This is a genomic window from Pseudomonas sp. R43(2017), from assembly GCF_002112345.1.
GTDB lineage: Bacteria > Pseudomonadota > Gammaproteobacteria > Pseudomonadales > Pseudomonadaceae > Aquipseudomonas > Aquipseudomonas kribbensis.
The window spans coordinates 624210-647692 of sequence record NZ_NEHJ01000002.1; the positions used below are offsets into that span (position 1 = coordinate 624210).

Annotated in this window: 23 protein-coding genes; 12 read left to right on the forward strand and 11 right to left on the reverse strand. The window is 60.9% G+C overall.

The genetic code is table 11. The features are described 5' to 3' along the window. Positions 1 to 96 precede the first annotated feature (96 nt). Positions 97 to 579 (forward strand): acyl-CoA thioesterase, encoded by a 483-nt coding sequence (locus tag CAG02_RS07430; protein ID WP_003229693.1) that lies wholly within the window; start codon positions 97 to 99, stop codon positions 577 to 579. 116 nt (positions 580 to 695) lie between these two features. Here CAG02_RS07430 and pdxY read toward each other — a convergent pair whose 3' ends face one another. Then, positions 696 to 1568 carry a pyridoxal kinase PdxY gene (gene pdxY / locus CAG02_RS07435; RefSeq protein ID WP_085708787.1) on the reverse strand — a complete coding sequence of 291 codons (873 nt, stop codon included), beginning with the start codon at positions 1566 to 1568 and terminating at the stop codon, positions 696 to 698. Positions 1569 to 1685: 117 nt separating this feature from the next. Here pdxY and CAG02_RS07440 point away from each other — a divergent pair, with 117 nt between their 5' ends. After that, positions 1686 to 2099, forward strand: coding sequence for a DUF3301 domain-containing protein (locus CAG02_RS07440; protein WP_085708786.1), 414 nt, complete (start codon positions 1686 to 1688; stop codon positions 2097 to 2099). Between the two features lies 1 nt (position 2100). On the opposite strand, the gene CAG02_RS07445 is transcribed toward CAG02_RS07440, so the two are convergent. Beyond that, positions 2101 to 3072 carry a GTP-binding protein gene (locus CAG02_RS07445; protein WP_085708785.1) on the reverse strand — a complete coding sequence of 324 codons (972 nt, stop codon included), beginning with the start codon at positions 3070 to 3072 and terminating at the stop codon, positions 2101 to 2103. Positions 3073 to 3097: 25 nt separating this feature from the next. Here CAG02_RS07445 and CAG02_RS07450 point away from each other — a divergent pair, with 25 nt between their 5' ends. Then, positions 3098 to 3454 carry an NADH:ubiquinone oxidoreductase gene (locus tag CAG02_RS07450; protein WP_085708784.1) on the forward strand — a complete coding sequence of 119 codons (357 nt, stop codon included), beginning with the start codon at positions 3098 to 3100 and terminating at the stop codon, positions 3452 to 3454. A 4-nt stretch (positions 3455 to 3458) separates the two neighbouring features. Here CAG02_RS07450 and CAG02_RS07455 read toward each other — a convergent pair whose 3' ends face one another. Together CAG02_RS07455 and zigA are read right to left on the reverse strand one after the other, a co-directional pair. Continuing rightward, complete coding sequence (locus CAG02_RS07455; protein ID WP_085708783.1) at positions 3459 to 4109, reverse strand: DUF1826 domain-containing protein; 651 nt, start codon at positions 4107 to 4109, stop codon at positions 3459 to 3461. After that, positions 4109 to 5314, reverse strand: coding sequence for a zinc metallochaperone GTPase ZigA (gene zigA, locus CAG02_RS07460; RefSeq protein WP_085708782.1), 1206 nt, complete (start codon positions 5312 to 5314; stop codon positions 4109 to 4111). The genes CAG02_RS07455 and zigA overlap by 1 nt, the downstream gene beginning before the upstream one ends. Positions 5315 to 5538: 224 nt before the next feature. On the opposite strand from zigA, the gene CAG02_RS07465 reads away from it, so the two are divergent. Next, on the forward strand, positions 5539 to 5913 hold the full coding sequence (locus CAG02_RS07465) for a glutamine synthetase (RefSeq protein WP_085708781.1): 375 nt from the start codon (positions 5539 to 5541) through the stop codon (positions 5911 to 5913). On the opposite strand, the gene CAG02_RS07470 is transcribed toward CAG02_RS07465, so the two are convergent. After that, entirely contained in the window at positions 5910 to 7109 is a 1200-nt protein-coding gene (locus CAG02_RS07470) for an N-acetylmuramoyl-L-alanine amidase (protein ID WP_085708780.1), read from the reverse strand. The two genes, CAG02_RS07465 and CAG02_RS07470, sit on opposite strands and share 4 nt — an antisense overlap. Positions 7110 to 7193: 84 nt before the next feature. Between CAG02_RS07470 and folE2 the strand changes: the two genes are divergently transcribed. Genes folE2 through CAG02_RS07500 form a run of 6 tightly spaced genes read left to right on the forward strand, consistent with a single transcriptional unit; the run spans position 7194 to position 12406 of the window. Further along, positions 7194 to 8090 (forward strand): GTP cyclohydrolase FolE2, encoded by an 897-nt coding sequence (folE2, locus tag CAG02_RS07475; protein WP_085708779.1) that lies wholly within the window; start codon positions 7194 to 7196, stop codon positions 8088 to 8090. After that, positions 8087 to 8755, forward strand: a complete 669-nt coding sequence (locus CAG02_RS07480) for a metal ABC transporter ATP-binding protein (RefSeq protein ID WP_085708778.1) — start codon at positions 8087 to 8089, stop codon at positions 8753 to 8755. Before folE2 ends, CAG02_RS07480 begins: the two co-directional genes overlap by 4 nt. After that, positions 8755 to 9621, forward strand: coding sequence for a metal ABC transporter permease (locus CAG02_RS07485; protein ID WP_085708777.1), 867 nt, complete (start codon positions 8755 to 8757; stop codon positions 9619 to 9621). Before CAG02_RS07480 ends, CAG02_RS07485 begins: the two co-directional genes overlap by 1 nt. Positions 9622 to 9632: 11 nt before the next feature. Next, on the forward strand, positions 9633 to 10508 hold the full coding sequence (locus tag CAG02_RS07490) for a metal ABC transporter substrate-binding protein (protein WP_085708776.1): 876 nt from the start codon (positions 9633 to 9635) through the stop codon (positions 10506 to 10508). Continuing rightward, positions 10505 to 11065, forward strand: a complete 561-nt coding sequence (locus CAG02_RS07495; protein ID WP_085708775.1) for a DapH/DapD/GlmU-related protein — start codon at positions 10505 to 10507, stop codon at positions 11063 to 11065. Before CAG02_RS07490 ends, CAG02_RS07495 begins: the two co-directional genes overlap by 4 nt. A 3-nt stretch (positions 11066 to 11068) precedes the next feature. After that, complete coding sequence (locus CAG02_RS07500) at positions 11069 to 12406, forward strand: dihydroorotase (RefSeq protein WP_085708774.1); 1338 nt, start codon at positions 11069 to 11071, stop codon at positions 12404 to 12406. 40 nt (positions 12407 to 12446) lie between these two features. On the opposite strand, the gene CAG02_RS07505 is transcribed toward CAG02_RS07500, so the two are convergent. Next, positions 12447 to 12965, reverse strand: coding sequence for a DUF3617 domain-containing protein (locus CAG02_RS07505; RefSeq protein WP_085708773.1), 519 nt, complete (start codon positions 12963 to 12965; stop codon positions 12447 to 12449). Between the two features lie 146 nt (positions 12966 to 13111). Between CAG02_RS07505 and cls the strand changes: the two genes are divergently transcribed. Then, a complete protein-coding gene (cls, locus tag CAG02_RS07510) occupies positions 13112 to 14551 on the forward strand; it encodes a cardiolipin synthase (protein WP_085708772.1) in 1440 nt (479 codons plus the stop codon). Between the two features lies 1 nt (position 14552). Here cls and cfaB read toward each other — a convergent pair whose 3' ends face one another. From cfaB to hflK (CAG02_RS07535), 5 genes are all read right to left on the reverse strand, one after another. Continuing rightward, the gene (gene cfaB, locus CAG02_RS07515) at positions 14553 to 15740 is read right to left on the reverse strand and encodes a C17 cyclopropane fatty acid synthase CfaB (RefSeq protein ID WP_085708771.1); all 1188 of its coding nucleotides are present in this window, start codon (positions 15738 to 15740) and stop codon (positions 14553 to 14555) included. 177 nt (positions 15741 to 15917) lie between these two features. Then, entirely contained in the window at positions 15918 to 17825 is a 1908-nt protein-coding gene (locus CAG02_RS07520) for a heavy metal translocating P-type ATPase (protein WP_085708770.1), read from the reverse strand. Next, complete coding sequence (gene hflK, locus CAG02_RS07525) at positions 17822 to 18880, reverse strand: protease modulator HflK (protein ID WP_085708769.1); 1059 nt, start codon at positions 18878 to 18880, stop codon at positions 17822 to 17824. Before hflK (CAG02_RS07525) ends, CAG02_RS07520 begins: the two co-directional genes overlap by 4 nt. Beyond that, positions 18877 to 19920, reverse strand: coding sequence for a protease modulator HflC (gene hflC / locus CAG02_RS07530; protein WP_085708768.1), 1044 nt, complete (start codon positions 19918 to 19920; stop codon positions 18877 to 18879). The genes hflK (CAG02_RS07525) and hflC overlap by 4 nt, the downstream gene beginning before the upstream one ends. Next, the gene (hflK, locus tag CAG02_RS07535) at positions 19917 to 21875 is read right to left on the reverse strand and encodes a protease modulator HflK (RefSeq protein WP_085708767.1); all 1959 of its coding nucleotides are present in this window, start codon (positions 21873 to 21875) and stop codon (positions 19917 to 19919) included. Before hflK (CAG02_RS07535) ends, hflC begins: the two co-directional genes overlap by 4 nt. 193 nt (positions 21876 to 22068) lie before the next feature. On the opposite strand from hflK (CAG02_RS07535), the gene lpdA reads away from it, so the two are divergent. Then, positions 22069 to 23469: a dihydrolipoyl dehydrogenase gene (lpdA, locus tag CAG02_RS07540; protein WP_085708766.1), complete on the forward strand. Its 1401-nt coding sequence runs from the start codon at positions 22069 to 22071 to the stop codon at positions 23467 to 23469. The last annotated feature ends 14 nt before the right edge of the window (positions 23470 to 23483 follow it).

Sequence of the window (23483 nt, forward strand, 5' to 3'; positions counted from 1 at the left end):
GTTGCCCGGCGTCCCGATAACGGTGGTTTTGAAAAGCGACCAGGCACCCGCAGAGGTGCTTCTTCCAGCAACCCTGCCTTGACCCGTGAGAACGTTATGGAACCCGGAAACGCCCAGCTGTCGATGACGGTACTGATGACCCCCGACATGGCCAACTTCTCTGGCAATGTCCACGGCGGCACCCTGCTCAAATACCTCGACGAAGTGGCCTACGCCTGCGCGAGCCGCTATGCCGGCCGCTACGTGGTGACTCTGTCGGTGGATCAGGTGATTTTCCGCGAGCCGATCCACGTCGGCGAACTGGTGACCTTCCTGGCGTCGGTCAACTACACCGGCAACACCTCGATGGAAGTCGGCATCAAAGTGGTGACCGAGAACATCCGCGAGCGCTCGGTACGCCACACCAACAGCTGCTTCTTCACCATGGTTGCCGTGGATGATCAGCGCAAACCGGCCGCCGTACCGCCACTGCAGCCGCAGAACAGCGAAGACAAACGCCGCTACATGCAGGCCCAGCAGCGCCGGCAGATTCGCCAGGAGCTGGAAAAACGCTATCAGGAAATAAAGGGCGACGCCTGATCAGTCCTTCGATCCATGGCGCTCTGTAGATAGCTTTCGCGAGCAAGCCCGCTCCCACAGGAGGAACGCATTCCAAATGTGGGAGCGGGCTTGCTCGCGAATGAGGGCAACGCGGTTTACAGACTGATCGCCGTCGCCTCGAACTTCACCCGGGGATGCGCAATCCGGTCCTGCGCCCGCACCAGTTGCAGCTCGTAACTGGCACAGGCCTGGGTTTCCAGCAGCACCTCATGCACCGCCGCTGCGGTGAATTCAAATGCCGCCACCAGACTGTCGCCGAGCAGCACCCGCGCCAGGAACAGGCCGGACGTCAGGTCTCCCACTCCGACCGGCTGCCGCGGGAACGCCAGCAGCGGACGCCGCAAGTGCCAACTGCCCTCGGCCGTCACCAGCAGCATCTCGAAGCCATCCGCCGGTTTCCCCGGGTAATCCAGATGCTTGACCAGCACCGCTTTCGGCCCGCGCGCCAGCAGTGCCCGCGCCATCGCCAGGCAATCGAACAACGACTGCGGCTTGCGCCCCGAGAAGCTGTCCAGCTCGAGCTGGTTCGGGCACATGAAGTCAGCTACTGCTGCGGCTTCGTCGAGCAGGAAGTCACTGACTTCAGCCGGCACGCTGCAACCCTTCTCCGGATGCCCCATCACCGGGTCGCACAGGTACAGCGCTTTCGGATTGACCGCCTTGATCCGCTCGATGCCACTGAGAATCGCCCGGCCCTGCGCCGCACTGCCGAGATAGCCGGACAGCACCGCGTCGCAATTGCCCAATTCCCCAATGGCGGCGATACCTTCAACCAGCTCCGGGATTCGCTGCGGCGCCAGCACTTCTCCGGCCCACTGGCCGTACTGAGTGTGGTTGGAGAACTGCACGGTGTTGAGCGGCCAGACGTTGACCCCGACCCGCTGCATCGGAAAAACCGCAGCGCTGTTGCCGGCATGGCCGAACACCACATGGGACTGGATGGCGAGCAGATGAGGCGTACGTTTCATTCGGGTTTTTCCGTAAAACGATTGAAATTCAAGCCGCGCAGTATGCGACGAAACACAGTCTGTACGACAGACCGGCGACGCAGTTAAGCTGATGCCAACTTTTGGAGTTTCTTGTTGATGCTGACCCTGGAAAACATTTTCGTGCTGATGCTGTTCGCCGTTGCCGGTGCATGGCTGTGGCACAACCATGGCCTGCGCGAGCGGGCGCTGGAACGGGTCAAGCAGCATTGCGTGAATGTCGGCGTCGAACTGCTCGACGGCAACGTGGCGCTAAAGAAGATCGGTCTCATCAAGGATGCCAGCGGGCGTCGGCGTCTGGCCCGGGTCTACAACTTCGAATTCACCGTGACCGGTGAAACCCGTCACAACGGCACCATCACCCAGTTCGGCCCCCATAGCGCGCAGATCGAACTGGCGCCCTACCCGGCACCGTTCGACGACACCCCGCCTGTGGTGGAAGTGGCCAGGCCGAGCGCGCAAGTCATCGAACTGAGCCAATGGCGCCAGGAACACACCAAGTGGAAGCCTTGAGTCAGGCCGCTTGAATCCGACAGCCGGCCAATCCTGCCTGCAATTCATCGATTACTTGCGATTGGTCGAATATCAGCTCGATCCGCGAATCCTTGCGCCATTCGCTGGGCTGCCAGTCCAGTTTGGCGTTATCCAGGGCATTGGCTGATTCCCAGCCAGTCTGACTGTGGATAACCAGCTTCGCCCGTCGCCAGTTCAGGGGTTCCAGCCACTGAGTGATGCGAGTCAGATCAAACGTCTGGCTTGGGTGCCAGCGCCAGCCGATGCTCCAACCGCCCTCCTGCGCCTGACTCAGGCAAATCGGCGAAGCCGGATCGCTCCAGATGGCCGGCATCTGCGCCAGCCCTTTGGGCACGATCAACTTATCCACACCCGCTTGCGCTTGAGCCGCCACACCCGGCAATTCGCTCAGGGGCAACGATGCCTGTTGCGTCCAGATCAGCCTGACGGACGGCAACTGACGGGCAATCTGCTCTCGCTGGGATTCATCGATGTTTTCCGCCTTGTTCAATACCAGCAAACCGGCATCAGGGAGCGCCTCCCGCTGTGCTGGCGGTACCGTTTTGCCTGCCGCCAATGCCTGGGCGTCCAGCACCAGCACGCAGGGTTGAACCGCGAGAACACCTTGCCATGGCGCTTCGCTCAGCTGTTGCAGCAACTGCGCCGGATGTCCCAATCCGGAAGGCTCGATGAACAGGCGATCCGGCCGGGCCTTGCGCAATAAACGTCCCAACCCGATTTGAAATGGCGCACCGTTCACGCAACACAAACAGCCCCCGGCCACTTCGCCCAGTGCGATACCATCGGCGTCCCGGGTCAACAGTGCAGCGTCGAGGCCGATCTGGCCGAACTCGTTGATCAGCACCGCCCAGCGCTCACCGGCCGGTCGTTGCGCCATGAGCTGGCGGATCAGGCTGGTCTTGCCGGCGCCCAAGGGGCCTGCGATGACGTGGGTAGGAATGTTCTGCAACATGATCAAGGTTTTCTGGAGGTCGGGAATGCGGTGGATGGGATGGTCGTTGCTGTTGGCGCTGGTGTCGGGCGAGGCGCTGGCCCAGGCTTGTGTGGTGCACAGCCAGGCAGAACGCCTCGACGTGAAGGTCTGCCAGCAGAACCGCAACATCCCGGAGAAGCTGTTCAACGACGGCTTCTGCCAGCCCACGCTGGCGGGGCAAAAAGTCGACGTGCAGTACGTCGATCAGTGCCCTGCCGGAGCGTTTGGCGTGTGCAGCAACGCGCAAGTCGCCAATATGCCTTATCGCCAGGATATCCACTATTACGGCGTGGCCACCGATGCGGCGTATTTGAAGCCGTACTGCGAGAGCCAGAGCCAGGGCAACTGGCTCAAGCCTTGAGGCGTCAGCCCAACCAGTCCAGGGTCAGCATCAGACGCCGCTCGCCCGGCGCCGGTTGTGGAGAGCGATGGATCAGCCCGAAGCCTTCGTTGCCGTGCCACTTCTCCCCTTTGAGCAGCGCCACTTCTCCGCTGACCAGTTGCTGAATCCGCGATTTTTCCTGCGGCTCGGCCAGCGGTTTTCCCAGTTGCTGGCGATCCATTTCCCCTTCCTTGAGCCACTCGCTGCCAATGCCGGCGTAGGTGGTGATCAGTCGTACGGGCACATGATCGACGTGAAAACGCGGGCACATCGCCTTGTCCAGCACACGCAGCCGCAAGCCGATCCGCCGCGCGCCGAGCAGGCAGGCGAAGGCGCCGACCAGCCATTTCAAGTCGGCGATAAAACCTTCGTAGCCTTCCAGGTCACGGAATCCGCTGGCCAGTCCCGTCAGATCTGGTTCTGCGTCTTCGTCGTGCAATTCGAGGCTCAGCGCTTCGGCATAAGGCTCGTTGAGTGACACCAACAACTTCGCAAAATCGGCGACATGCAGTGGTAGTTGCCGCTGCCAGACAGTGAGGTTTATTTCATCTTCCAGGATGCTCGCCAGCGCCTGCGGGGTCGGGCCGAGCACCTGATGACGTGTTTTGCTTTGCAGCGGTTTGAGGGCAAGCATCACGCGGCCTCGTCATGCCAGGGACCGAATGGATCAGCCAGCAATCGCCAGCCTTCGACACCGAGCGCCATCTCGGCATCGGTGAGCAGGCAGTCGTCGAGGGCTGACTTGAGCTGTGCGAAATCGATGTTCTGGCCGATAAACACCAGTTCCTGGCGGCAGTCTCCTACGCTGACGGTCCAGTTTTCCATGATCGCAGCGGTGCTTTCCTGATCCTGTGGCCACTGATCCTTCGGCACGAAACGCCACCAGCGGCCGGCGAAACCGTGGCGCATCAAACCGCCCGCCTGGGACCAACTGCCGGCATCCGTGGGTTTGCTTGCTAGCCAGAAGAAACCTTTGGAGCGCAGCAGCTTGCCGTTCAGCCAGGGTCGATCGATGAAGTCGAAAAAGCGCTGAGGGTGAAAGGGGCGGCGCGCGCGGTAGGCCGTGGACGCGATGCCGTATTCCTCGGTTTCCGGCACGTGTTCCCCACGCAATTCCTGAAGCCAGCCCGGGGCTGTCGCAGCCCTTTCGAAGTCGAAGCGGCGGGTGTTGAGGATCTTCTCCAGCGGCACTTCGCCCATCACCATCGGGATGATCTCGGCGTTCGCGTTCAGCCGCTTGAGGATCGCCATCAGCTCTTCCCGTTCGCTGCTGCTGATCAGATCGATCTTGCTGATCAACAGAACGTCGGCGAACTCGATCTGTTCGATCAACAGATCGGTGATCGAGCGCTCATCTTCTTCACCAAGGATTTCACCACGGGAGGCCAGGCTTTCGGCGGCCTGGAAATCAGGCAGGAAATTCAGGCCGTCGACTACAGTGACCATGGTGTCGAGGCGAGCGATGTCCGCGAGGCTTTGGCCCTGCTGGTCGCGGAAGGTGAAGGTCTCGGCAATCGGCAGTGGCTCGGAAATGCCGGTGGATTCGATCAGCAGATAATCGAATCGGCCTTCCCGAGCCAGTTTGGCGACTTCTTCCAGAAGGTCTTCGCGTAACGTACAGCAGATACAGCCGTTGCTCATTTCCACGAGCTTTTCTTCTGCGCGGTTCAGGTCGACATTACGCTGAACTTCGCTGCCATCAATGTTGATCTCGCTCATATCATTGACGATCACCGCCACACGCAGATCGTCTCTGTTACGTAGTACGTAATTCAAAAGTGTACTTTTTCCGGCGCCGAGAAAGCCGGATAAAACGGTCACGGGAAGCGGGGAAGACATGGGGTAAACCTCATCAAACGGTAGCTAAACGCAAGAAACGCTCTCGGCGGCAGGCGTTCTTGGGCTTCTACGAGATAGTCAGAGAAGCAGACGCTTGAAAACAGGAGCCACGGAAAGCCCGATCGAATTTATGTTATAGTATAACAATACTGAAGATCCACTTTCTTCTTGCCGGAAACGACAAAGGGCCGGAAGCTGGAAACACTTCACCGTCGAGTGATCTCATGAAAACTGCGCTGAAATGCTCACTCTTTGGCCTGGCCCTGCTGACCTTCGATGCATGGGCACAAGTCCCGGGGCTCGCCAACTGCACGCGCAGCGCCAACCTGCTGGCGTGCGTGGATGCCAATGGCAACGCCTATAGCGTCAACACTGCAGGCAAGACGATTTACCTGCGGGGTTTCGAGAAGAACGGCCAACGTTATTGGGCGCAAACCAACAGCATTTACGGGCAGCTGACGTTCTTCACAGGAATCGCCTCCGACGGCGAAGCCTGGGTCGGCTACAACCGCCGGGTGGGCTGGACGACGATCAACCGCTTTTCCAGCTCCGGCGGAAGCACCGGGAAGTTCACTTGCAGCCGGCTCACCGGCTGCTAAACACGCGCCTGTTGCTGCTCCTGCTGCCAGGCGATGTAGCTGTCGGCCGGTGGATTTTTCTGGAAATAGCGCTGCAATCCTTCAAACAATCCGTCAGCAACCGCTTGCTGATGGCGTGCCGTGACCAGCCGCTGACTGTCCCGCGCGTTGGAGATGAACCCGGTTTCCACCAGAATCGACGGCACATCGGGTGACTTCAAAACCGCAAATCCGGCTTGTTCCACACGCTTTTGATGCAGCGTGGTGATGCTCGCCAGACTCCCCAACACGGTACTGCCCAGCTGCAAACTGGCGGCGATGGTGGCGTTCATCGACATATCGAGGATGACACCGGTGAGCATCGGGTCCTTGTCCTTCAGATTCAGCAGGCTGGTTGCACCGAGCAGATCCGCGCCGTTTTCCCGTTGCGCCATGAAGCGTGCAGTGGCTGAAGTCGCGCCACCTTCAGACAGGCAATACACCGAGGCGCCTGAAGCGGTCAGACGCGGCGCGGCATCCGCGTGCACCGAAATGAACATGTCGGCCTTGTGCTGGCGGGCAATATCGACCCGTTTGCGGAGCGGCACGAAGAAATCGTCATTGCGCACAAGCTTCACATCGAAGCCCTTTTCCCGCTTCAACCGGCGGGCAAGCAGCTGTGAAATGGAGAGCACAACGTCTTTTTCACGCTCACCTTTTGCACCCACTGCCCCCGGATCTTTGCCGCCATGACCAGGGTCGACCACGACAATAATGTCTCGTTTTGGATGATTGGTTTTCCCCGTTGTTTCACGTGGAACGCTCGGCGTTGCCACTTTTGAATCGCTCAAGAGATCCAGAACCAGGCGATGTCCTTGTCCATCCTGAGGCGCCAGCAGGAAGGTATTGAGCTGAACCGGGCGATTCAAATCCAGGACGATTCGGGTATCGCCCTTCCCAAAATGCCCGGAACGGATGCTGCGAATAACCGTTTCGCTGAGCGCCAACTGACTGAAATCGCCACTCAAGCTGGCACCACTCAGATCAATGATCAGACGATCCGGCGCACTCAACGTGAACGTCTTGTAGCTCACCGGCCCGCTCAAATCGAAGACCAACCGAAGTTTGTCATCCGACCGCCAGAGGCGTGCATTGCGAATTTGTGTGGCGCTGACACTGAAAGGAAAAGCCAGGGTGGCGCTGGCCAACATCAGGTTAAGCAAATGGCGTCTGTGCATATGAAAGCCCGTTCATGAAAAAGGCATCGTGATTTGAATTGTTATAATGTAACATCAAATTCAATCAACACGATGGTACTGAACATGAATGCGCTGACGCTGCCGGATATCGCCGCGCAAGCTGCCCGCCAAGCCTTGCCGCTTGATTGGGTGGGAATGCGTGGCATCGCTCTACCTGTCTTTATCGAGGGCCAACGCCTGGCAGCAAAAGCCGATGCGGGCGTGAGCCTGGATGACGGCGAAGCCCGTGGCATTCACATGTCACGGTTGTACCTGGCGCTGGAAATGCTGGAACAGCGAAACCTCACTCCCGCACTTTTGCAGCAGGTTTTGCAGCGTTTTCTCGACAGCCATGAAGGTTTGGCTAACTCCGCTTATCTGAATATCCATACCGATTTGCTGCTCAGAAGACCCGCATTGGTCAGCCCATTGGCAGGATGGAAAACCTATCCGGTGACCATTGCGGCCACTCTGAAAAACACAGTGTTCCACGTGGAACTGAAAATCGAGGTGGCTTACTCCTCGACTTGCCCCTGCTCTGCCGCTCTGGCGAGGCAATTGATCCAACAACAATTCGTCGACGATTTCGCCAACAAGCCGTTGCAACATGCAGAAGTTTTGGCCTGGCTGGGCTCGACTCAGGGGATCATCGCAACGCCCCACAGCCAGCGCAGCACCGCACAACTTCATCTTCACCTTGATGAATTCGTCGATGGCTTACCGCTGACCTCGACCATCAACGACGCCGAAGCAGCTCTCGGCACCGCGGTACAAACCGCCGTAAAACGCGCCGATGAACAAGCCTTCGCCCTCGCCAATGGACAGAACCTGATGTTCTGCGAAGACGCTGCGCGCCGCCTGAATCTGGCGCTGCGTCGCTCACCCGGCATCCGCGAGTTCCACCTGCGCGTGATCCATGCCGAAAGCCTCCACGCCCACGATGCAGTCGCTGAAAGTCACTGGCGCCGGGAGACCGCATGATTCGCTTCCAGTCCGTCAGTTGGGGCGCCCCCGGCCAACCGCTCACGCCACCGCTGAGTCTTCAATTGGAACGCGGCAGCCTGACCGCCATCATCGGCGTGAACGGCAGTGGCAAAAGCAGCCTGCTCAAAGTCATCGCCGGACTGCAGAGACCTCTGGCCGGTGCTGTCGCATTAGGCGTCCCTCGCCAAAGCGGTTTGTCATTCCTCCCCCAGCAACAGCACCTGGATCGCCAATTCCCGATCAGCCTTCAGGAACTGGTCGCCGCCGGTTTCTGGGGCCGCCGACTATCCACTCAACTGCGCGCACAGCGCCTCACCCAGGCACTTGAAGATTGGCACTTGAGTGGCCTCGAACAGCGCCCGTTGATGGCCCTCTCCGGCGGAGAACTGCAACGTGCCCTGCTCGCTCGACTGAGTCTGGCCGACACGCCTTTGCTGCTGCTCGACGAACCCCATGCCGCCCTTGATGAACTGGGTCAGGCATTACTCTGGCAACACCTGCACACCTGGCATGCGCAAGGACGGACGCTGGTGATGGTTTGCCACGACCTCGCCGCCGTCCGCCAACACATTCCACAAACGCTGCTGATCAAAAATAGCGGCTGCGTGTTCGGCACCAGTGTCGAACTGATCCAGCAGACACCCAACGTGCAGGTGGCCTGATGCTCAGCGCTACGCATTTCTGGCAACCGTTCCTGGAGTTCGTGTTCATGCGTCGGGCACTGCTCGGCGGTTTGCTGCTGGCATGCAGCACCGCTCCATTAGGCGTGTTCCTGATCCTGCGGCGCATGAGCCTGATCGGCGACGCCGTCGCCCACGGCATCCTTCCCGGCGCCGCACTCGGTTTCTGGTTTGCCGGTCTGAGTCTTCCCGCGCTGACCCTCGGCGGCCTCGGCGCCGGCCTGAGCATGGCCGGACTCGCCGCATGGATCACCCGCCGAACCGGCCTGCGCGAGGACGCCAGTCTCGCCGCGATCTACCCGATCTCCCTGGCCAGTGGCGTGCTGATTCTGGGCATCGCCGGTAAACGCCTCGACCTGCTGCACTTGTTGTTTGGCTCGGCGCTGGCCGTCGACGGACCGACCCTCAACGGCATGCTGGGCGTGTCGCTGCTGAGCCTGATGGCCATGGCATTGATCTACCGCCCGCTCCTGCTCGACACCCTCGATCCACTATTCCTGCGCACCGTCAGCCGACTCGGCCCGATCGCCCACGGTGTGTTCCTGACGCTGGTGGTGCTGAATCTGGTCATCGGATTCCAGGCCATCGGCGCACTGATGGTGGTCGGTCTGATGATGCTGCCCGCCGCCGCTTCTCGTTTCTGGAGCCGGTGCCTGCCGATCCTGATCGCCATCGCCGCCGTGATCGGTTGCCTGTCGGTGTGGCTCGGACTGTTGCTGTCGTTCTACTACTCGCTGCCCAGCGGTCCGGCCATCGTGCTGGTCGCAGGCATCGGTTACCTGTTGTCCGTCGTGCTCGGGCCGGTTCACGGCCTGCTGCGCCGCCCGCCTTTGCTCACATCCCAATGAGGTGTTTCCCGATGCGCGCTCTACTTGTGTTGTTCAGCCTGATGCTGTCGATGTCATTGTCGGCGGCGGAGAAACTGCCGGTGGTCACCAGTTTCAGCATCCTCGCCGACATGGTGCAACAGGTCGGCGGCGAGCATATCCAGATCACCAACATGGTCGGGCCAGACGCTGACGCCCACACCTACGAACCGACGCCCGACGATGCCAAGGCACTTCTGAAAGCAAAACTGATCGTGAAAAACGGGCTGGGGTTCGAGCCATGGCTGGACCGACTGGTGACCAGCACCGGTACCAAAGCCACCGTCATCAGTGCCAGCCACGGCGTGATCCCCCGCTCTCTAGATGAAGACGGCGAGACCGTTCCCGACCCTCACGCCTGGCACAACTTGGCCAACACCGAGCTGTATATCGCCAACATCACCAAGGCACTGATCGCCGCCGACCCGGCGAACAAAGACGACTACGAACGCAACAGCAAGGCCTACCTGAAACAGATCTACGCCCTCCTCGCCGAAGCCAAGGCCAAGCTCGGCTCCCTGCCGCCGGGCAATCGCAAGATCGTTACCAGCCACGACGCCTTTGGTTACCTCGGGCAAGCCTACGGAATCGACTTCATGGCTCCGCAAGGTCTGTCCACCGAGCGCGAACCTTCCGCCGCCGAAGTCGCCGCGCTGATCACCCAGATCCGTCAGGCCAAGGTCAAAGCGGTGTTCATGGAAAACATCAAGGACGCACGCCTGCTCAAACAGATTGCCGACGAAAGCGGCGCGCACATCGGCGGCACGCTGTACTCCGATGCCCTCGCCGCGTCGGGTCCGGCCAGCACCTTCACCGGCCTGTTCGAATACAACCTCAACACCCTTTACGACGCCCTGAGCCAACCATGATCCGCAAAAATCCTTCCGGCGATCTGCCGCAAATTGCCGAGTCAGCCTACGTCGATAAAACCGCGATCATCTGCGGCAAAGTAGTGATCGGTGAAAACGTGTTCGTCGGCCCCTATGCGGTCATTCGCGCCGATGAAGTGGACGCCTCGGGCGAGATGGAGCCGATCACCATCGGCGCCAATTCGAACATCCAGGATGGCGTGGTGATTCACTCCAAGTCCGGCGCAGCGGTGACCATCGGCGAGTTCAGCTCCATCGCCCATCGCTCGATCGTGCATGGCCCGTGCAAGGTTGGTGACCGAGTGTTCATCGGTTTCAACAGCGTGCTGTTCAACTGCGAGGTCGGTAACGGTTGCGTGGTGCGGCACAATTCGGTGGTCGATGGCCGGGATCTGCCGGACGCGTTCTACGTACCCTCCACCACCCGCATCGGGCCGAACACCGACCTCTCGCAATTTCCGCCGGTGAGCGTCAGCGCCTCGGAGTTTTCCGAAGACGTGGCGCGCACCAACGTCGATCTGGTGCGCGGCTACAAAGCCCTGCAGAACGAGTTCTGAACCATGAACAGTGTGCTGATTCGCAATGCGCGCCTGGTTGATGACGGGCATGAGTTCTACGCCGATCTGCTGGTCAGCCACGGCCGCATCGTCAAGATCGGCGGCAGCATTGAAGGTGAAAACGCAACGCTGGAAATCGATGCCAACGGCCAATGTCTGCTGCCGGGGATGATCGACGATCAGGTGCATTTCCGTGAACCGGGCTCGCCGGCCAAAGGCAGCATCTACACCGAATCCCGCGCGGCGGTGGCTGGTGGCATTACCAGTTTCATGGACATGCCCAACACCAACCCGGCCACCCTCACCCTCGAAGCGCTGGCCGACAAAAAACGTCGAGCGGCGATCAACTCGGTGGCCAACTACGGCTTTCACTTCGGAGTCAGTCACGACAACCTGGACACCGTCGCGGCACTCAACCCGAGTGAGGTGGCCGGGGTCAAAGTGTTCATGGGCGCGTCGACCGGCAACATGCTGGTGGATGACCCCAAGACGCTGGAGCGATTGTTCGCCGAGGTGCCAACGATACTGCTGGCCCATTGCGAACACACACCGAGCATCGAGGCCGCCACAGCCAGGTTGCGCGAGCAATTCGGCGAACATCTGCCGCCCAATGCTCATGCATTGATCCGCAATGCCGATGCCTGTTATCGCTCCTCTTCGCTGGCGGTGGAGCTCGCCAAACGCCACGGCACTCGCCTGCACGTGCTGCACCTGACCACGGCTCGAGAGCTGGAACTGTTCGAAGACAAACCGCTGACGCACAAACGCATCACGGCGGAAGTCTGCCTGCATCACCTGCTGTTCGATGATCGCGACTATCCGGACTTCGGAAACCAGATCAAATGCAACCCGGCGATCAAAACCCAGGCTGATCGCGATGCCCTGCGCCTGGCCTTGTTGAGCAATCGACTGGATGTGATAGGCAGCGACCACGCCCCGCATACCTGGGCGGAGAAACAGCTGTCGTATGCCCAGGCCCCCTCCGGTCTGCCGCTGGTGCAACATGCGTTGCCGGCGTTGTTGGAACTGGTAGCGGATGGCGTGCTGCCGATCACCACGCTGGTGGCGAAGACCAGCCACCGGGTGGCAGACCTGTTTGCCATTCCGGATCGCGGTTATCTGAGGGAAGGTTATTGGGCGGATCTGGTATTGATTCAGCCAGAACCCGAGGGCGTCGCGGTATCACGACAACCGGTCCTGTCGCAGTGCGGATGGACGCCGTTTGCTCGCCGCAGCTTCCGCCATCGGGTGAGTACGACGCTGGTGTCGGGACAGGTCGCGTGGCACGGCAATCGGCTGCATGACGGGTGTCAGGGATTGCCGTTGCGCTTCATGCGCTAGAAAAAAACCGCCCCACAATGTTGTGGGGCGGTTTCTATTTTCAGGCTCTTGGTTTGACGGTGCCGCAATCCTGACCCAGCCACACCGCGCGGGTTTCCAGACTGCCCTTCTGGTTGATCCCGATGGCATTGAACGTACCGTTGGCGATGGTGGTGAATTCACGATCACTGACGAACGTCGCCACACCGGTGCCCGAGGCTCGCGGGCAGCTGAAGCGGAATTTCCACTGGTTGCCGTTACGCTCGGTGATCTGCTGTTTGCAGCCCGACTGCGGGTCCGCCAGCGGAATATCGTTGGTCGCCACTTGCTGCGGTGTCAGGCAGGCACGAATGCCCTTGCCGCCAATATTGATCCCCTGCTTCTCCAGTTCCGCCCGCTGTTGCGGGGTGATCTGGCCCTGAATCTGGCCGAGGATCGATTGCACGTCCATGGCCTGATCATCGACCTTCACATTGCTCGATGTCATTTCCCACAACCCCGGCTGCAGCATTTGCGCCTGAGCCACCAACGGCAAGGCCAACCCCAGACCCAGCGCCAAACCCAGCAGACGAACGTTCATTGCAAAACTCCTGATCAGTAGTGGCCGTTAGACGCCGGCCGCTTGTTTCGGTTCATGGCCTGCTTTCATGGCTAAAAAGAAAATAGCGACAACTGCAGAGGAACATGGTCTGTTAAGCATTGAATCTTCAGGAGCAAGGTTGCCCCATGGATTATTTTGGACCGCACATCTTCGGTTATCTGATCGCGCTGATACATAGCCTGGGCACAATTGCCGCCATCCATGCGGTGCTGACCGTCCGCACGGCGCAAGGCGCGATCGCCTGGGCGCTGTCGCTGATCTTCATTCCCTATCTCACCCTCATCCCCTATCTGGTGTTCGGTCGCAGCACCTTCGACGGTTATATCAAGGCCCGACGTCAGGCCAACGAACAGATGCGTCAGGCCGTTTCCGAACTGAACTGGCGGCCCTGGGTAGAAGAAGCCCTGACCGCCCGCGCCTCGAATGCCTACGACTCGCTGCGGGCGATGCCGAAGCTGGGCCGCATGCCATGCCTGGCCAACAATGAAGTGCAATTGCTGATCAACGGCACCGCTACCTTCGAAGCGATTTTCCACGCAATCAGCCAGGCACGGGAAGCCGTGCTGATTCAGTTTTTCATCATTCACGACGATCACCTCGGCCAGCGCCTGCGCGAACTGCTGCTGAAGAAAGCCGCCGAAGGTGTCGCGATTCATCTGCTGTACGACCGCATCGGCAGCCACGCCCTGCCCCACAGCTACGTACAGGCACTTCGCGATGGCGGGATTGAGGTCAAGGCGTTCGCCACCCGCAGCGGCTGGCTCAATCGCTTCCAGGTGAATTTCCGTAACCACCGCAAGATCGTCGTGGTCGACGGGTTAATCGGCTTTGTTGGCGGGCACAATGTCGGCGACGAATACATGGGCGAAAAACCACCATTGGCGCCATGGCGCGACACCCACGTACAGGTGCGCGGGCCAGTGGTCGCCTGCATGCAGGAGTCATTTGCCGAAGACTGGTTCTGGGCCGCCCGTACGCTACCCCCGCTGATCCTGCCGGAGGTTTACCCGGAAGACGGCGTGCTCTGCCAACTGCTGGCCAGCGGCCCGGCGGATGCCTACGAGACCTGCTCGCTGTTCTTCGTCGAAGCCATCCATGCCGCCACCGAACGCGTATGGATCACCAGCCCCTACTTCATTCCCGACGAGGCGGTATTCGCCGCATTGCGTCTCGCAGTCCTGCGCGGTGTCGATGTCCGACTGCTGCTGCCGTCGCGCCCCGATCACCGTATCGTTTACGCAGCATCGAGCCTTTACGCGTTCGAAGCGGTGCGCGCCGGGGTGCGGGTGTTCCGCTACGAACCGGGTTTCCTGCATCAGAAAGTGGTGTTGGTCGACAGCGAAATCAGCGCCATCGGCAGCGCCAATCTGGACAACCGTTCGTTCCGGTTGAATTTCGAAGTGATGTTGCTGACGGTCGACAGCGAATTCGCCGGCCACGTGGAACAGATGCTCAACGACGACTTTGCCCAGGCCTACGAAATCGCCAAGGAAGAAGGCCGGGAGATCCACCGCCTGCAACAACTCGGCATGCGGATCGCCCGGCTGATTTCACCGATTCTCTAGCTCAAGGGTTGTAGATGTCATCGCGGGTCCACGGCAGTTCATGGCTGCCATCGGCGTGGGCCTTCACCGCAAGAATCTGATGCAGGTTGATCCAGCCCCGGGCAAACGCGTAGGCGCAACCGGCCAGGTACAGACGCCAGATACGCAGGGCCTGATCCGGCACCAGTTTGCCGGCGGCTTCGAGATTGTCCTCCAGACGTTCGCTCCAGTGGTCCAGGGTGCGCGCATAGTGCAGACGCAGGCTCTCGACATCGACGATCTCCAGACCGGCCTCGCTGATCTCGGCGGAGATCATCGCCAGGTGCGGCAGTTCGCCGTTGGGGAACACGTATTTTTCGATGAAGTCGCCGGCACCGCGTCCCACCGGGCGGCCATCGGTGTGCTTGGCGGTGATGCCGTGGTTCATCACCAGACCGCCCTCTTTCACCGCGCCGAACAGGGTTTTGCAGTACTCGGCCAGGTTGGCATGGCCAACGTGCTCGAACATGCCAACGCTCACCACTTTGTCGAACCGACCGTCCTGCGGCAGATCACGGTAATCGAGCAGTTGCAGTTCGACCTGGTCTTCCAGGCCTTCCGCCTTGACCCGTTCACGAGCCAGCGCCAGTTGTTCCTTGCTCAAGGTGATACCGAATACCTTTGCACCGAACTCACGGGCAGCGTAACGAGCCAGACCTCCCCAGCCGCAACCGACATCCAGAAGGTAATCGCCGGGCTGCAGACGCAGCTTGCGACACAAATGCCGAAACTTCGCCTGTTGCGCCTGCTCCAGGGTTTCGCTGCCGGTTTCGAAATAGGCGCAGGAATACGCCATGTCGCTGTCCAGCCACAGCTGATAAAACGCGTTGGACAGGTCGTAGTGGTAGGAAATGGCTTTGGCGTCGGTTTCCTTGTCGTGCACGGTTCGCACCGGCTGACTGTCTTCATCTTCATCGAGCAACGCCGTGCTCAATTCATCGCAAACCCGGATGACCTCGCTGATCGAGCCTTCGAGTTCGAGTTTGCCCTCGACGAACGCCGCCCCCAGCGCGTCGAGACTCGGATGGGTCAACTGGGACACCATCAACGGGTCCTTGACCACGATGGTGACGCTGGGCGTCGGGCCCAGATTGAATTCATGGCCGTCCCAGAGTCGCAGGCGAAGCGGAAGCTGCAGATTCTGTAAGGCCGGTGGAAGTTGCGCGAGCATGGAATATCCCCCTGGTTTCAGACGTCTGATCTGAGGGTAGACCATCCTTGAAAATTAGCAGGCTATCGATTCGATAGTCGCCACCTATCAGCCATATCGGCCGTAATGGCACCGATCTCCGTGCTTCAGTGCGCCTTCTCTGAAGACTTCAAGTCCGACGCACAGTTCGAAAAATGATCAGTTCTGCTCGTTCAGCTTCAGCAGCGGCTCCTGGAATCGCAACAAGCGACCGGCATTGCCCAACACCAGCAACGTACTGAGGTTGTGCAGCAACGCAGCAATCATCGCCCCGGCCGCGCCCAACCAGCCAAATGCGGCGAACACCACGATGGCCAGCGTCCAGCCCAGACCGATGATCACGTTCACTTGCAGCGTGCGCCGGCATTGGCGACTCAGACGCACACAGGTGCCGAGACGGCGCAGGTCGCTGCCGATCAGCACAATGTCGGCGGATGCCAATGCGATGTCCGCACCGCCCGCTCCCATCGCGATGCCCACCACACCCGCCTTGAGGGCCAGAGAATCGTTGATGCCGTCGCCGACCACCATTGGCCGGAAACCGTTGTCGATTTCCTTCAACACTCGATTGAGTTTGTCTTCGGGCAACGCCTGGGCTTCGACTTCGTGCAGGCCGACATCACGGGCCAGGGTTTGCGCCACGCTTTGACGGTCGCCGGTCAGCAACAATTGCCGACCGAGGCCCAACTCGCGCAGTTCGCTCAGGGCGAATTTCGCTTCCGGTTTGACGCTGTCGGCGAGCAACAGCCAGGCGAGGAATTCGCCGTTCAACGCCAGGCCGGCAATCGGGCCGTCGTGCTCGGGAATCGTTGTGGTCGGGATCCCCAGCTGTGCAAACAGCTCCGGACGACCGAGCGCCGCTTCACCCTGCTCGGTCCTGGCGACTACACCCAGACCCTGGCGTTCGTGAATGTCGGTCAGCACCAGCACGTTGTCCGCGTGAACCAGTCCGGCCAGTGCACGACTGACCGGGTGGCTGCTGGCAGCACCAAGACTGGCGGCCAGCGCCATCACCGATTCGTGATCCGCCTGCGCGCTGTTGATCGACTGCAAACGCAACGTGCCGTAAGTGAGCGTGCCGGTCTTGTCGACCACCAACGATGTGAGGTCAGCCAACTCTTCAAGGAACGCCGAACTGCGGATCAGAATCCCGTGCCGCGCCGCGACCGCCACACCGGCAATCGCCGTGGCCGGTGCGGACAACACCAGCGCACAAGGACAAGCCGCAACCAGCACCGCCAACATCGCCTGCGCATCGTTGGTGACAAACCAGGTCACCGCCGCCAGCAGCAACACCAGCACCATGTAGCTGCCGGCATAACGCTCCAGCAGCCGAGTGATCGGTGGTTTGGAGCGCTCGGCGTTCTGCATCAGCGCGATGACCTTACCCAGCGTCGATTCATCGCCGGTACGAGTGACTTCGATACGCAGCAAACCATCGAGGTTGATCGCCCCGCCGAACACGGTCATGCCGACGCCTGCCTCGACCGGCACCGACTCACCGGTGATCGACGCTGTGTCGAGGCTCGCCTGCCCGAACAGTACACGACCGTCCGCCGGCACCCGATCGCCGGCCCGCACTTCAACGGTGTCGCCGGCCTTGAGCGTACCGTTATCGACTTCGATGACTGTGCCGTCCGCCTGGATTTTCCGCGCATGGCTGCGAGTGAGCTGGCCCAACGCGTGAATCGCCTCTTGCGAGCCGATCACGCTGCGCTCCTCCAGCACATGGCCGAAGATCATGATGATCGGCAACAGTGCGGCGGTCAGCAGATCGCCAGTGGCCCAGGCACCGAGCATCGCCAGTGCGATCAACTGGTCGGTGATGCCGTGCAGGCTCGGATAACGCAGGCTGAACCACGCCGAACGCATCACCGGCACCGCGACCAATAAGGAAGCAAAACCGAGCAGCAACTGACTGACGCCGGTTTGTTCCGGCATCAACCAGCGCCAGATCAGACCGAGCCCGAGCAGGCCGAGGGCGAGCATCGCCAGGGTCAACTGGCGCGCAGCGCGGCGTTGCTCGGCCGAGGACAACAGGCTCGGGGCGGCGGTAGTGGCAGTCATTTACTGGCTCCCTGAATGATCAGGCGGGAATCGTCTTTCGGATCGACCGTGGTGACCGAACCGGCCTGGCCGAGAATCTTCGGTATCCGTTCGCGGTAGAGGCGCAGCAGCATTTGCGGGTCGGTGCCCTGCTGTCGGGCCTGAGCCAGACTCAGAACAGTGGCGGTATCCGCGGAGGCTTTCGCCAGACGCTCACCGGCCTGGGCGTGGGCCACCTGCAAAGTGCGGTCGGCCAGTTCGTTGGCAGTCTGGGTGATTTTTTCAGCATCGGTGCGAGCATTGGCCACCGCTTTGTCAGCCTGTTGACTGGCAGTCAGCACGGCATTGAATGCACCGACCGCAGGCTCGGGCAGACTCGATTGCACATCGACCCGGGCCACTTCAATACCGATGCCCTGCCCGCTCGCCTTCAATTCAGCCAAGCGACGATTGATGCCTTGCACCAGATCGCCACGTAGCCGTTCACGTCGTTCGGCGGCTTGATTGTCGGCGCCGATCAGTTCCGGTCGCGCTACCAGAATGGTGTCCAGATCCCGCGCCGCCGTCAGAGCCACCGCGCTGCGAGTCACCAGTCGATCCAGTGCCGGCAGCACATGGTCGCCTTGCAGTACGAAGTCATAGGGATCGGTGACCTTGTAGAACACCCGCACATCCAGTTGCACCACACCGGCATCACCGGTGAGCAAATAGCCAGAGCCGGCCAATGCATCACTTATTGGCGTGGCGAATGTCGCGACGCGATCCGCCTGTATTGCAGCTGGACTGCGCAGCAGGTTTTCCACTCGGCGCTCGATAACCCGATCCGCCGCCGGCAGCAAAACAACCTGTTCGAACGGCTGCGGCCAGGCCAATAACAACCCGGCATTCTGGATGCGATCCAGTGCACCGAAATGCATGACCACTGCGCGGTTCTGCGGATCAATCTGCCGCACATTGGAAAACGCCCAGGCCAACGCCGCCAATACCGTCACGGCGTACAGGGCAAAAAACGCCAGACGTCCCGCCTGAATCCACGGACTGTTCAACGAATTTGTTCCACGTGGAACTTCACTCATGGCTGCGTTCCGCTCTTGCTTTCCAGAGTCGGCGGGCCGTCCACCAACACGCGGAATGGCGCAGCGTCGGTGCGCAGGATCAATTTGGTGTCCGGCGTAACGATGGTGCCGAGGGTGTCCAGTGAGCGCAACAGGTTGTACAGCTGCGGCGATCCGGCGTAGGCACGGCCATAAATCTGCGCCGCCTCGACCCTCGATTGCGCCTCGATTTCGGCCGCTTTCACCGTGGCGTCAGCCTGGACGATTCGCGCATCTCGCTCGGCGCCAGAACGAATCTGCGCCGCTTCGCGCTTGCCAATTGCAGTGCGTTCGGTGGCGATGGTTTCACGCTCGGCACGCATCCGGTCAACCGTTGCGGTGAGTGTCACTGACGGCAAGGTCAGCCGCTCGATGCCCACTTGCACCACGCGCACGCCGTAAGTCGCGAGCAATTGCTGATCGATCTGCTGACGCAACTGCGCTTCGAAATCGGCGATGTGCACCTGACTGGCATCGGTGTTCACCAGATTGGCCAGGTCGAAGCTGCTGGCGGTGGTCTCCAGTGCCGAGCCGACAAAGGTGCGAATCTGCCGCGCCGCTTCGTCCGGCTGGTTCTGCACCGCGCGCATGAATCGTTGGACGTTGTCCGCATCGCCCTGCACCTGCCACGCGACATACGCTTGTACGATGATGCGCAAGCCATCGCGGGTGCCGACGTCCTGCAAACCGCTCGAGGTGGTGCGCAGGCGCAGATCCACCGGGATCGCCGCTTCGAAAGGCGCCGGCCAGCGCCAGCTCAGACCCGGATCCAGCAACACCCGGGACGGGTTGCCAAAACGGGTAATCACCGTGGCTTCACCGGAACGCACCTGCACCAGACTGGCCGCTGCGATGGCAAACGCCACCAGCAACACGGCCCAGCCCATGCGTCGCCACGGGAAAGGCCCCGCCTCTTCCGGCGCGCCGTGATGATGGTGGTGATGCCCATGATGGTGGTGGCCGCCATGAGCATGGTCATGACCGCCGTGGTCATGGTGATCGTGAGTATGCGACTGGCTCAATGGGTGGCTCCTGGTTGAGCGGTGGTGCGCGCCGGCGACGGGTCAGCCGGCAGCGTAAACGTACGCAGGTCGATGGTCGGCGCGTTGTTGCTGCCGCCCAGACGATGGTCGAGCACCAACAGTTTGGCTTTGCCCAGTCCCTGACTGAGCTGGCTGAGGTATTGCTCCAGCACAAAGGCCTGGCCAGCGCTGGCGTAGGCTTTTTGCTCGGCGCTGAATTTCAGATCCGCCGCGCGGGCGGTCGAGCTGGTTTCGTGGGCATTGGCGCTGGCTTGGTCGCGCGCGAGACTGGCCTGCAACTGCGCCTGATTGCTCGCTTCAGCCGCCGCCCCACGCTCGCGAGAGATCAACGCCTGAGCGCCAATCTGCGCTGCTTGCACGCTGTGATACGCGTTGGCCGCGCCGGCCGGTGGATGAATTGCTTCGACCACGGTGGCGAGAATCTCTACACCGCTATCGAGTTTCTGCAGATCACTTTGCACGGCTCGGCCGATCTCGTCAGCCAGCCCTACCCTGTCCTGCCCCAGCAAACCGTCGAGGGTGCGCGATGCAAAATCGTGGACGAGAATCCGGCTCGCGGTGCTGCGGATCAGCGTCGGCACATCCGCACTGTTGTAAGTCGCAGCCAATGCCGCCTGATCGCTGAGGCCGATGCGGTAGACGAAACGCACGTCCATGTTGACGATCTGGAAGCTCTGTTGCTCGCCACGGCTGCTGGCAATGACCTGGGATTTGTCGTTGACGTGGCTGGCATCCCACAAGCGGTTGGCGGTAATCGGGGCCGGACCTTCCGCCGGGTCCGGCTGAACCGGCGCCGGGTTCTCGCCGACGCTGGTCGCCAGTTCGTGCACCACGCCGTTCTCCACGCTCAACACCCGGCCCAAGGGCCACGGCAGACCGGCATGCAAACCTGGGCCGAAGACCTGCACCGGTTTGCCGAAACGCTCGTAGATGCCACGGCTTTGCAGCGGGATTTCATGAATGCCGGTGAGCAACCAGCCGACTGCCGCCACCAGCACCAACACTGGCAGGAACGCGCGGCGCATGTAGCTGAAGGCCCAGATCTGCCGCAGGTCGATACCGAAGCGATTGTGCAATTCGTGCTGCAACGCGAGCAGCGGTTGTGGTGGCCAACGCAGCAGATCGGCGACAAAACTGCGGGCCAGCAGCACCGGTTCGAACTGTTCGCGATGTGGACTGAACAACGACAGCACCGCACGCAGCAGCAACTCCGCCGCGACCAGCCCCGGCAGGATGCCGATCATCACCGCCAGTCGCACGGGCCAGAACGAACTCTCGCTGGCGAACAACAAGCACAATGCGCCCAGCACCAGGCTGATGATGGTCACGCGCGTCAATTGCGCCAGCGCACCGGCCTCGGGCCATTGCGCCGGGTTTTCCTGAGCCAGTTGCCGCTCCAGCACCAGCAGACCGAACGCCAGCAGCAGCGCAATCGCCGCGCAGACAGAAGCGGACAACCCCACGGCAGTCGGTTGCAGTGTGAGATTCCACACCTGCTCGATGCCAAGCAACGCCAGCAGCGCCAGACCGCCCAGCCATAATGTCGCTGCACCGATCTGCCCCAGTACATGCAGGCTGCGGCGGCTCAGCCGATCCAGCAGTCGCTCGTACCAGCCGTCCGGCCCGGGCGTTTCTTCCTCGACGATAACCGGCACCACCGGGTTGATCACCCGCGCTCGCCAATCGGTCACCCACCACGCCGATTGCAACCCGGCGACCAACACCAGCAACGCCGCGCTCAGATTGACCAACAGCGCCGGCCATAACGATTGCGAGGCGAACAGGCCAACAAAAAACGCCAGCACCACTCCGGCCACGGCCAACCCGCCGAGACCCATGGCCAACCGGCGCAATCGGCGACCCTGGGCCGCCGCCTGCTGAAAGCGCGGCAAACCGGTCACTTGCGTGCCATCAACGTCCAGATCGACTTGCATATCCCCCCAAAACCCTTGGCTCACTGCTTAACTCGTTACGATATAACGAAAGCAGTGAAATATTTGTACTCAATTTCACATTCAAGGATGCCCAACCTGTCGCGTACCTGAAGCCTTGACCGAAATGTCCGGAAACGCACATATTACGTACGTAATTTTTAGCGATCCGCATTCTTCAGCCAGGAGTAAGCGCATGAGCAACTATGACGTAGTGATTCTGGGCGGTGGGCCCGGCGGTTATAACGCAGCGATCCGCGCCGGCCAATTGGGCCTCAAGGCCGCGTGCGTGGAAGGCCGCGCCACACTGGGCGGCACCTGCCTCAACGTCGGTTGCATGCCGTCCAAGGCGTTGTTGCATGCGTCCGAACTGTACGATGCGGCAATGGGCGCGGAATTCGCCAACCTCGGAATTGAGGTCAAACCGGCGCTCAACCTCGCGCAAATGATGAAGCAGAAGGACGAAAGCGTCGCCGGCCTGACCAAAGGCATCGAATTTCTGTTCCGCAAGAACAAGGTCGACTGGATCAAGGGCTGGGGCCATATCGACGGTCCCGGAAAAGTCAGCGTGACCGGCGATCAGGGTAGCCGCATCGAACTAACCGCCACCGACATCATCATCGCCACCGGTTCCGAGCCCACTCCCCTGCCCGGCGTGGCGATCGACAACCAACGCATTCTCGACTCCACCGGCGCGTTGTCCTTGAGCGAAGTGCCCAGACATCTGGTGGTGATCGGTGCCGGCGTGATCGGCCTCGAACTCGGCTCGGTCTGGCGCCGGCTCGGCGCGCAGGTGACGGTGGTGGAATACCTCGACCGCATCTGCCCGGGCGTGGACGGCGAAGCCGGCAAGACCCTGCAACGTTCGCTGAGCAAACAAGGCATCAGCTTTAAGCTGAGTTCAAAAGTCACCAGCGCCACGTCCTCGGCCAGCGGCGTGCAACTGAGCATCGAACCGGCCGCCGGTGGCAGCGCCGAACTGCTGGAAGCCGATTACGTGCTGGTCGCCATCGGCCGTCGCCCTTATACCCAGGGTCTGGGGTTGGAGAACGTCGGCCTCAGCACCGACAAACGCGGCATGCTCGCCAACAAACACCATCGCACCGAAGCACCGGGCGTCTGGGTGATCGGCGACGTCACCTCCGGGCCGATGCTTGCGCACAAGGCTGAAGACGAAGCCATGGCCTGCATCGAGCAGATCGTCGGCAAGGCGGGCGAGGTCAATTACGACCTGATCCCGAACGTGATCTACACCAAACCGGAGCTGGCCAGCGTCGGCAAGACCGAGGAGCAGCTCAAGGCCGAAGGCCGGGCCTACAAGGTCGGCAAATTCCCGTTCACCGCCAACAGCCGGGCGAAGATCAATCACGAAACCGAAGGCTTTGCCAAAGTCCTCGCCGACGCGCACACCGACGAAGTCCTCGGCGTGCACCTGGTCGGCCCGAGTGTCAGCGAGATGATCGGCGAGTATTGCGTGGCCATGGAATTCAGCGCGTCGGCCGAGGATATCGCCCTGACCTGCCACCCTCACCCGACCCGTTCCGAGGCGCTGCGTCAGGCGGCCATGAATGTCGAGGGCATGGCGACGCAGATGTAAGCACGTTGAAGATA

Bases quoted from the DNA above. Each gene is read 5' to 3' on its own strand.
- lpdA (WP_085708766.1), top strand. From the start codon at position 22,069: ATGAGCAACTATGACGTAGTGATTCTGGGCGGTGGGCCCGGCGGTTAT.
- CAG02_RS07430 (WP_003229693.1), top strand. From the start codon at position 97: ATGGAACCCGGAAACGCCCAGCTGTCGATGACGGTACTGATGACCCCC.
- pdxY (WP_085708787.1), bottom strand. From the start codon at position 1,568: ATGAAACGTACGCCTCATCTGCTCGCCATCCAGTCCCATGTGGTGTTC.
- hflK (WP_085708769.1), bottom strand. From the start codon at position 18,880: ATGAGTGAAGTTCCACGTGGAACAAATTCGTTGAACAGTCCGTGGATT.
- CAG02_RS07445 (WP_085708785.1), bottom strand. From the start codon at position 3,072: ATGTTGCAGAACATTCCTACCCACGTCATCGCAGGCCCCTTGGGCGCC.
- hflK (WP_085708767.1), bottom strand. From the start codon at position 21,875: ATGCAAGTCGATCTGGACGTTGATGGCACGCAAGTGACCGGTTTGCCG.
- CAG02_RS07450 (WP_085708784.1), top strand. From the start codon at position 3,098: ATGCGGTGGATGGGATGGTCGTTGCTGTTGGCGCTGGTGTCGGGCGAG.
- cls (WP_085708772.1), top strand. From the start codon at position 13,112: ATGGATTATTTTGGACCGCACATCTTCGGTTATCTGATCGCGCTGATA.
- CAG02_RS07440 (WP_085708786.1), top strand. From the start codon at position 1,686: ATGCTGACCCTGGAAAACATTTTCGTGCTGATGCTGTTCGCCGTTGCC.
- folE2 (WP_085708779.1), top strand. From the start codon at position 7,194: ATGAATGCGCTGACGCTGCCGGATATCGCCGCGCAAGCTGCCCGCCAA.
- cfaB (WP_085708771.1), bottom strand. From the start codon at position 15,740: ATGCTCGCGCAACTTCCACCGGCCTTACAGAATCTGCAGCTTCCGCTT.
- CAG02_RS07505 (WP_085708773.1), bottom strand. From the start codon at position 12,965: ATGAACGTTCGTCTGCTGGGTTTGGCGCTGGGTCTGGGGTTGGCCTTG.
- CAG02_RS07465 (WP_085708781.1), top strand. From the start codon at position 5,539: ATGAAAACTGCGCTGAAATGCTCACTCTTTGGCCTGGCCCTGCTGACC.
- CAG02_RS07495 (WP_085708775.1), top strand. From the start codon at position 10,505: ATGATCCGCAAAAATCCTTCCGGCGATCTGCCGCAAATTGCCGAGTCA.
- CAG02_RS07470 (WP_085708780.1), bottom strand. From the start codon at position 7,109: ATGCACAGACGCCATTTGCTTAACCTGATGTTGGCCAGCGCCACCCTG.
- CAG02_RS07490 (WP_085708776.1), top strand. From the start codon at position 9,633: ATGCGCGCTCTACTTGTGTTGTTCAGCCTGATGCTGTCGATGTCATTG.
- CAG02_RS07520 (WP_085708770.1), bottom strand. From the start codon at position 17,825: ATGACTGCCACTACCGCCGCCCCGAGCCTGTTGTCCTCGGCCGAGCAA.
- CAG02_RS07500 (WP_085708774.1), top strand. From the start codon at position 11,069: ATGAACAGTGTGCTGATTCGCAATGCGCGCCTGGTTGATGACGGGCAT.
- zigA (WP_085708782.1), bottom strand. From the start codon at position 5,314: ATGTCTTCCCCGCTTCCCGTGACCGTTTTATCCGGCTTTCTCGGCGCC.
- CAG02_RS07455 (WP_085708783.1), bottom strand. From the start codon at position 4,109: ATGCTTGCCCTCAAACCGCTGCAAAGCAAAACACGTCATCAGGTGCTC.
- CAG02_RS07485 (WP_085708777.1), top strand. From the start codon at position 8,755: ATGCTCAGCGCTACGCATTTCTGGCAACCGTTCCTGGAGTTCGTGTTC.
- CAG02_RS07480 (WP_085708778.1), top strand. From the start codon at position 8,087: ATGATTCGCTTCCAGTCCGTCAGTTGGGGCGCCCCCGGCCAACCGCTC.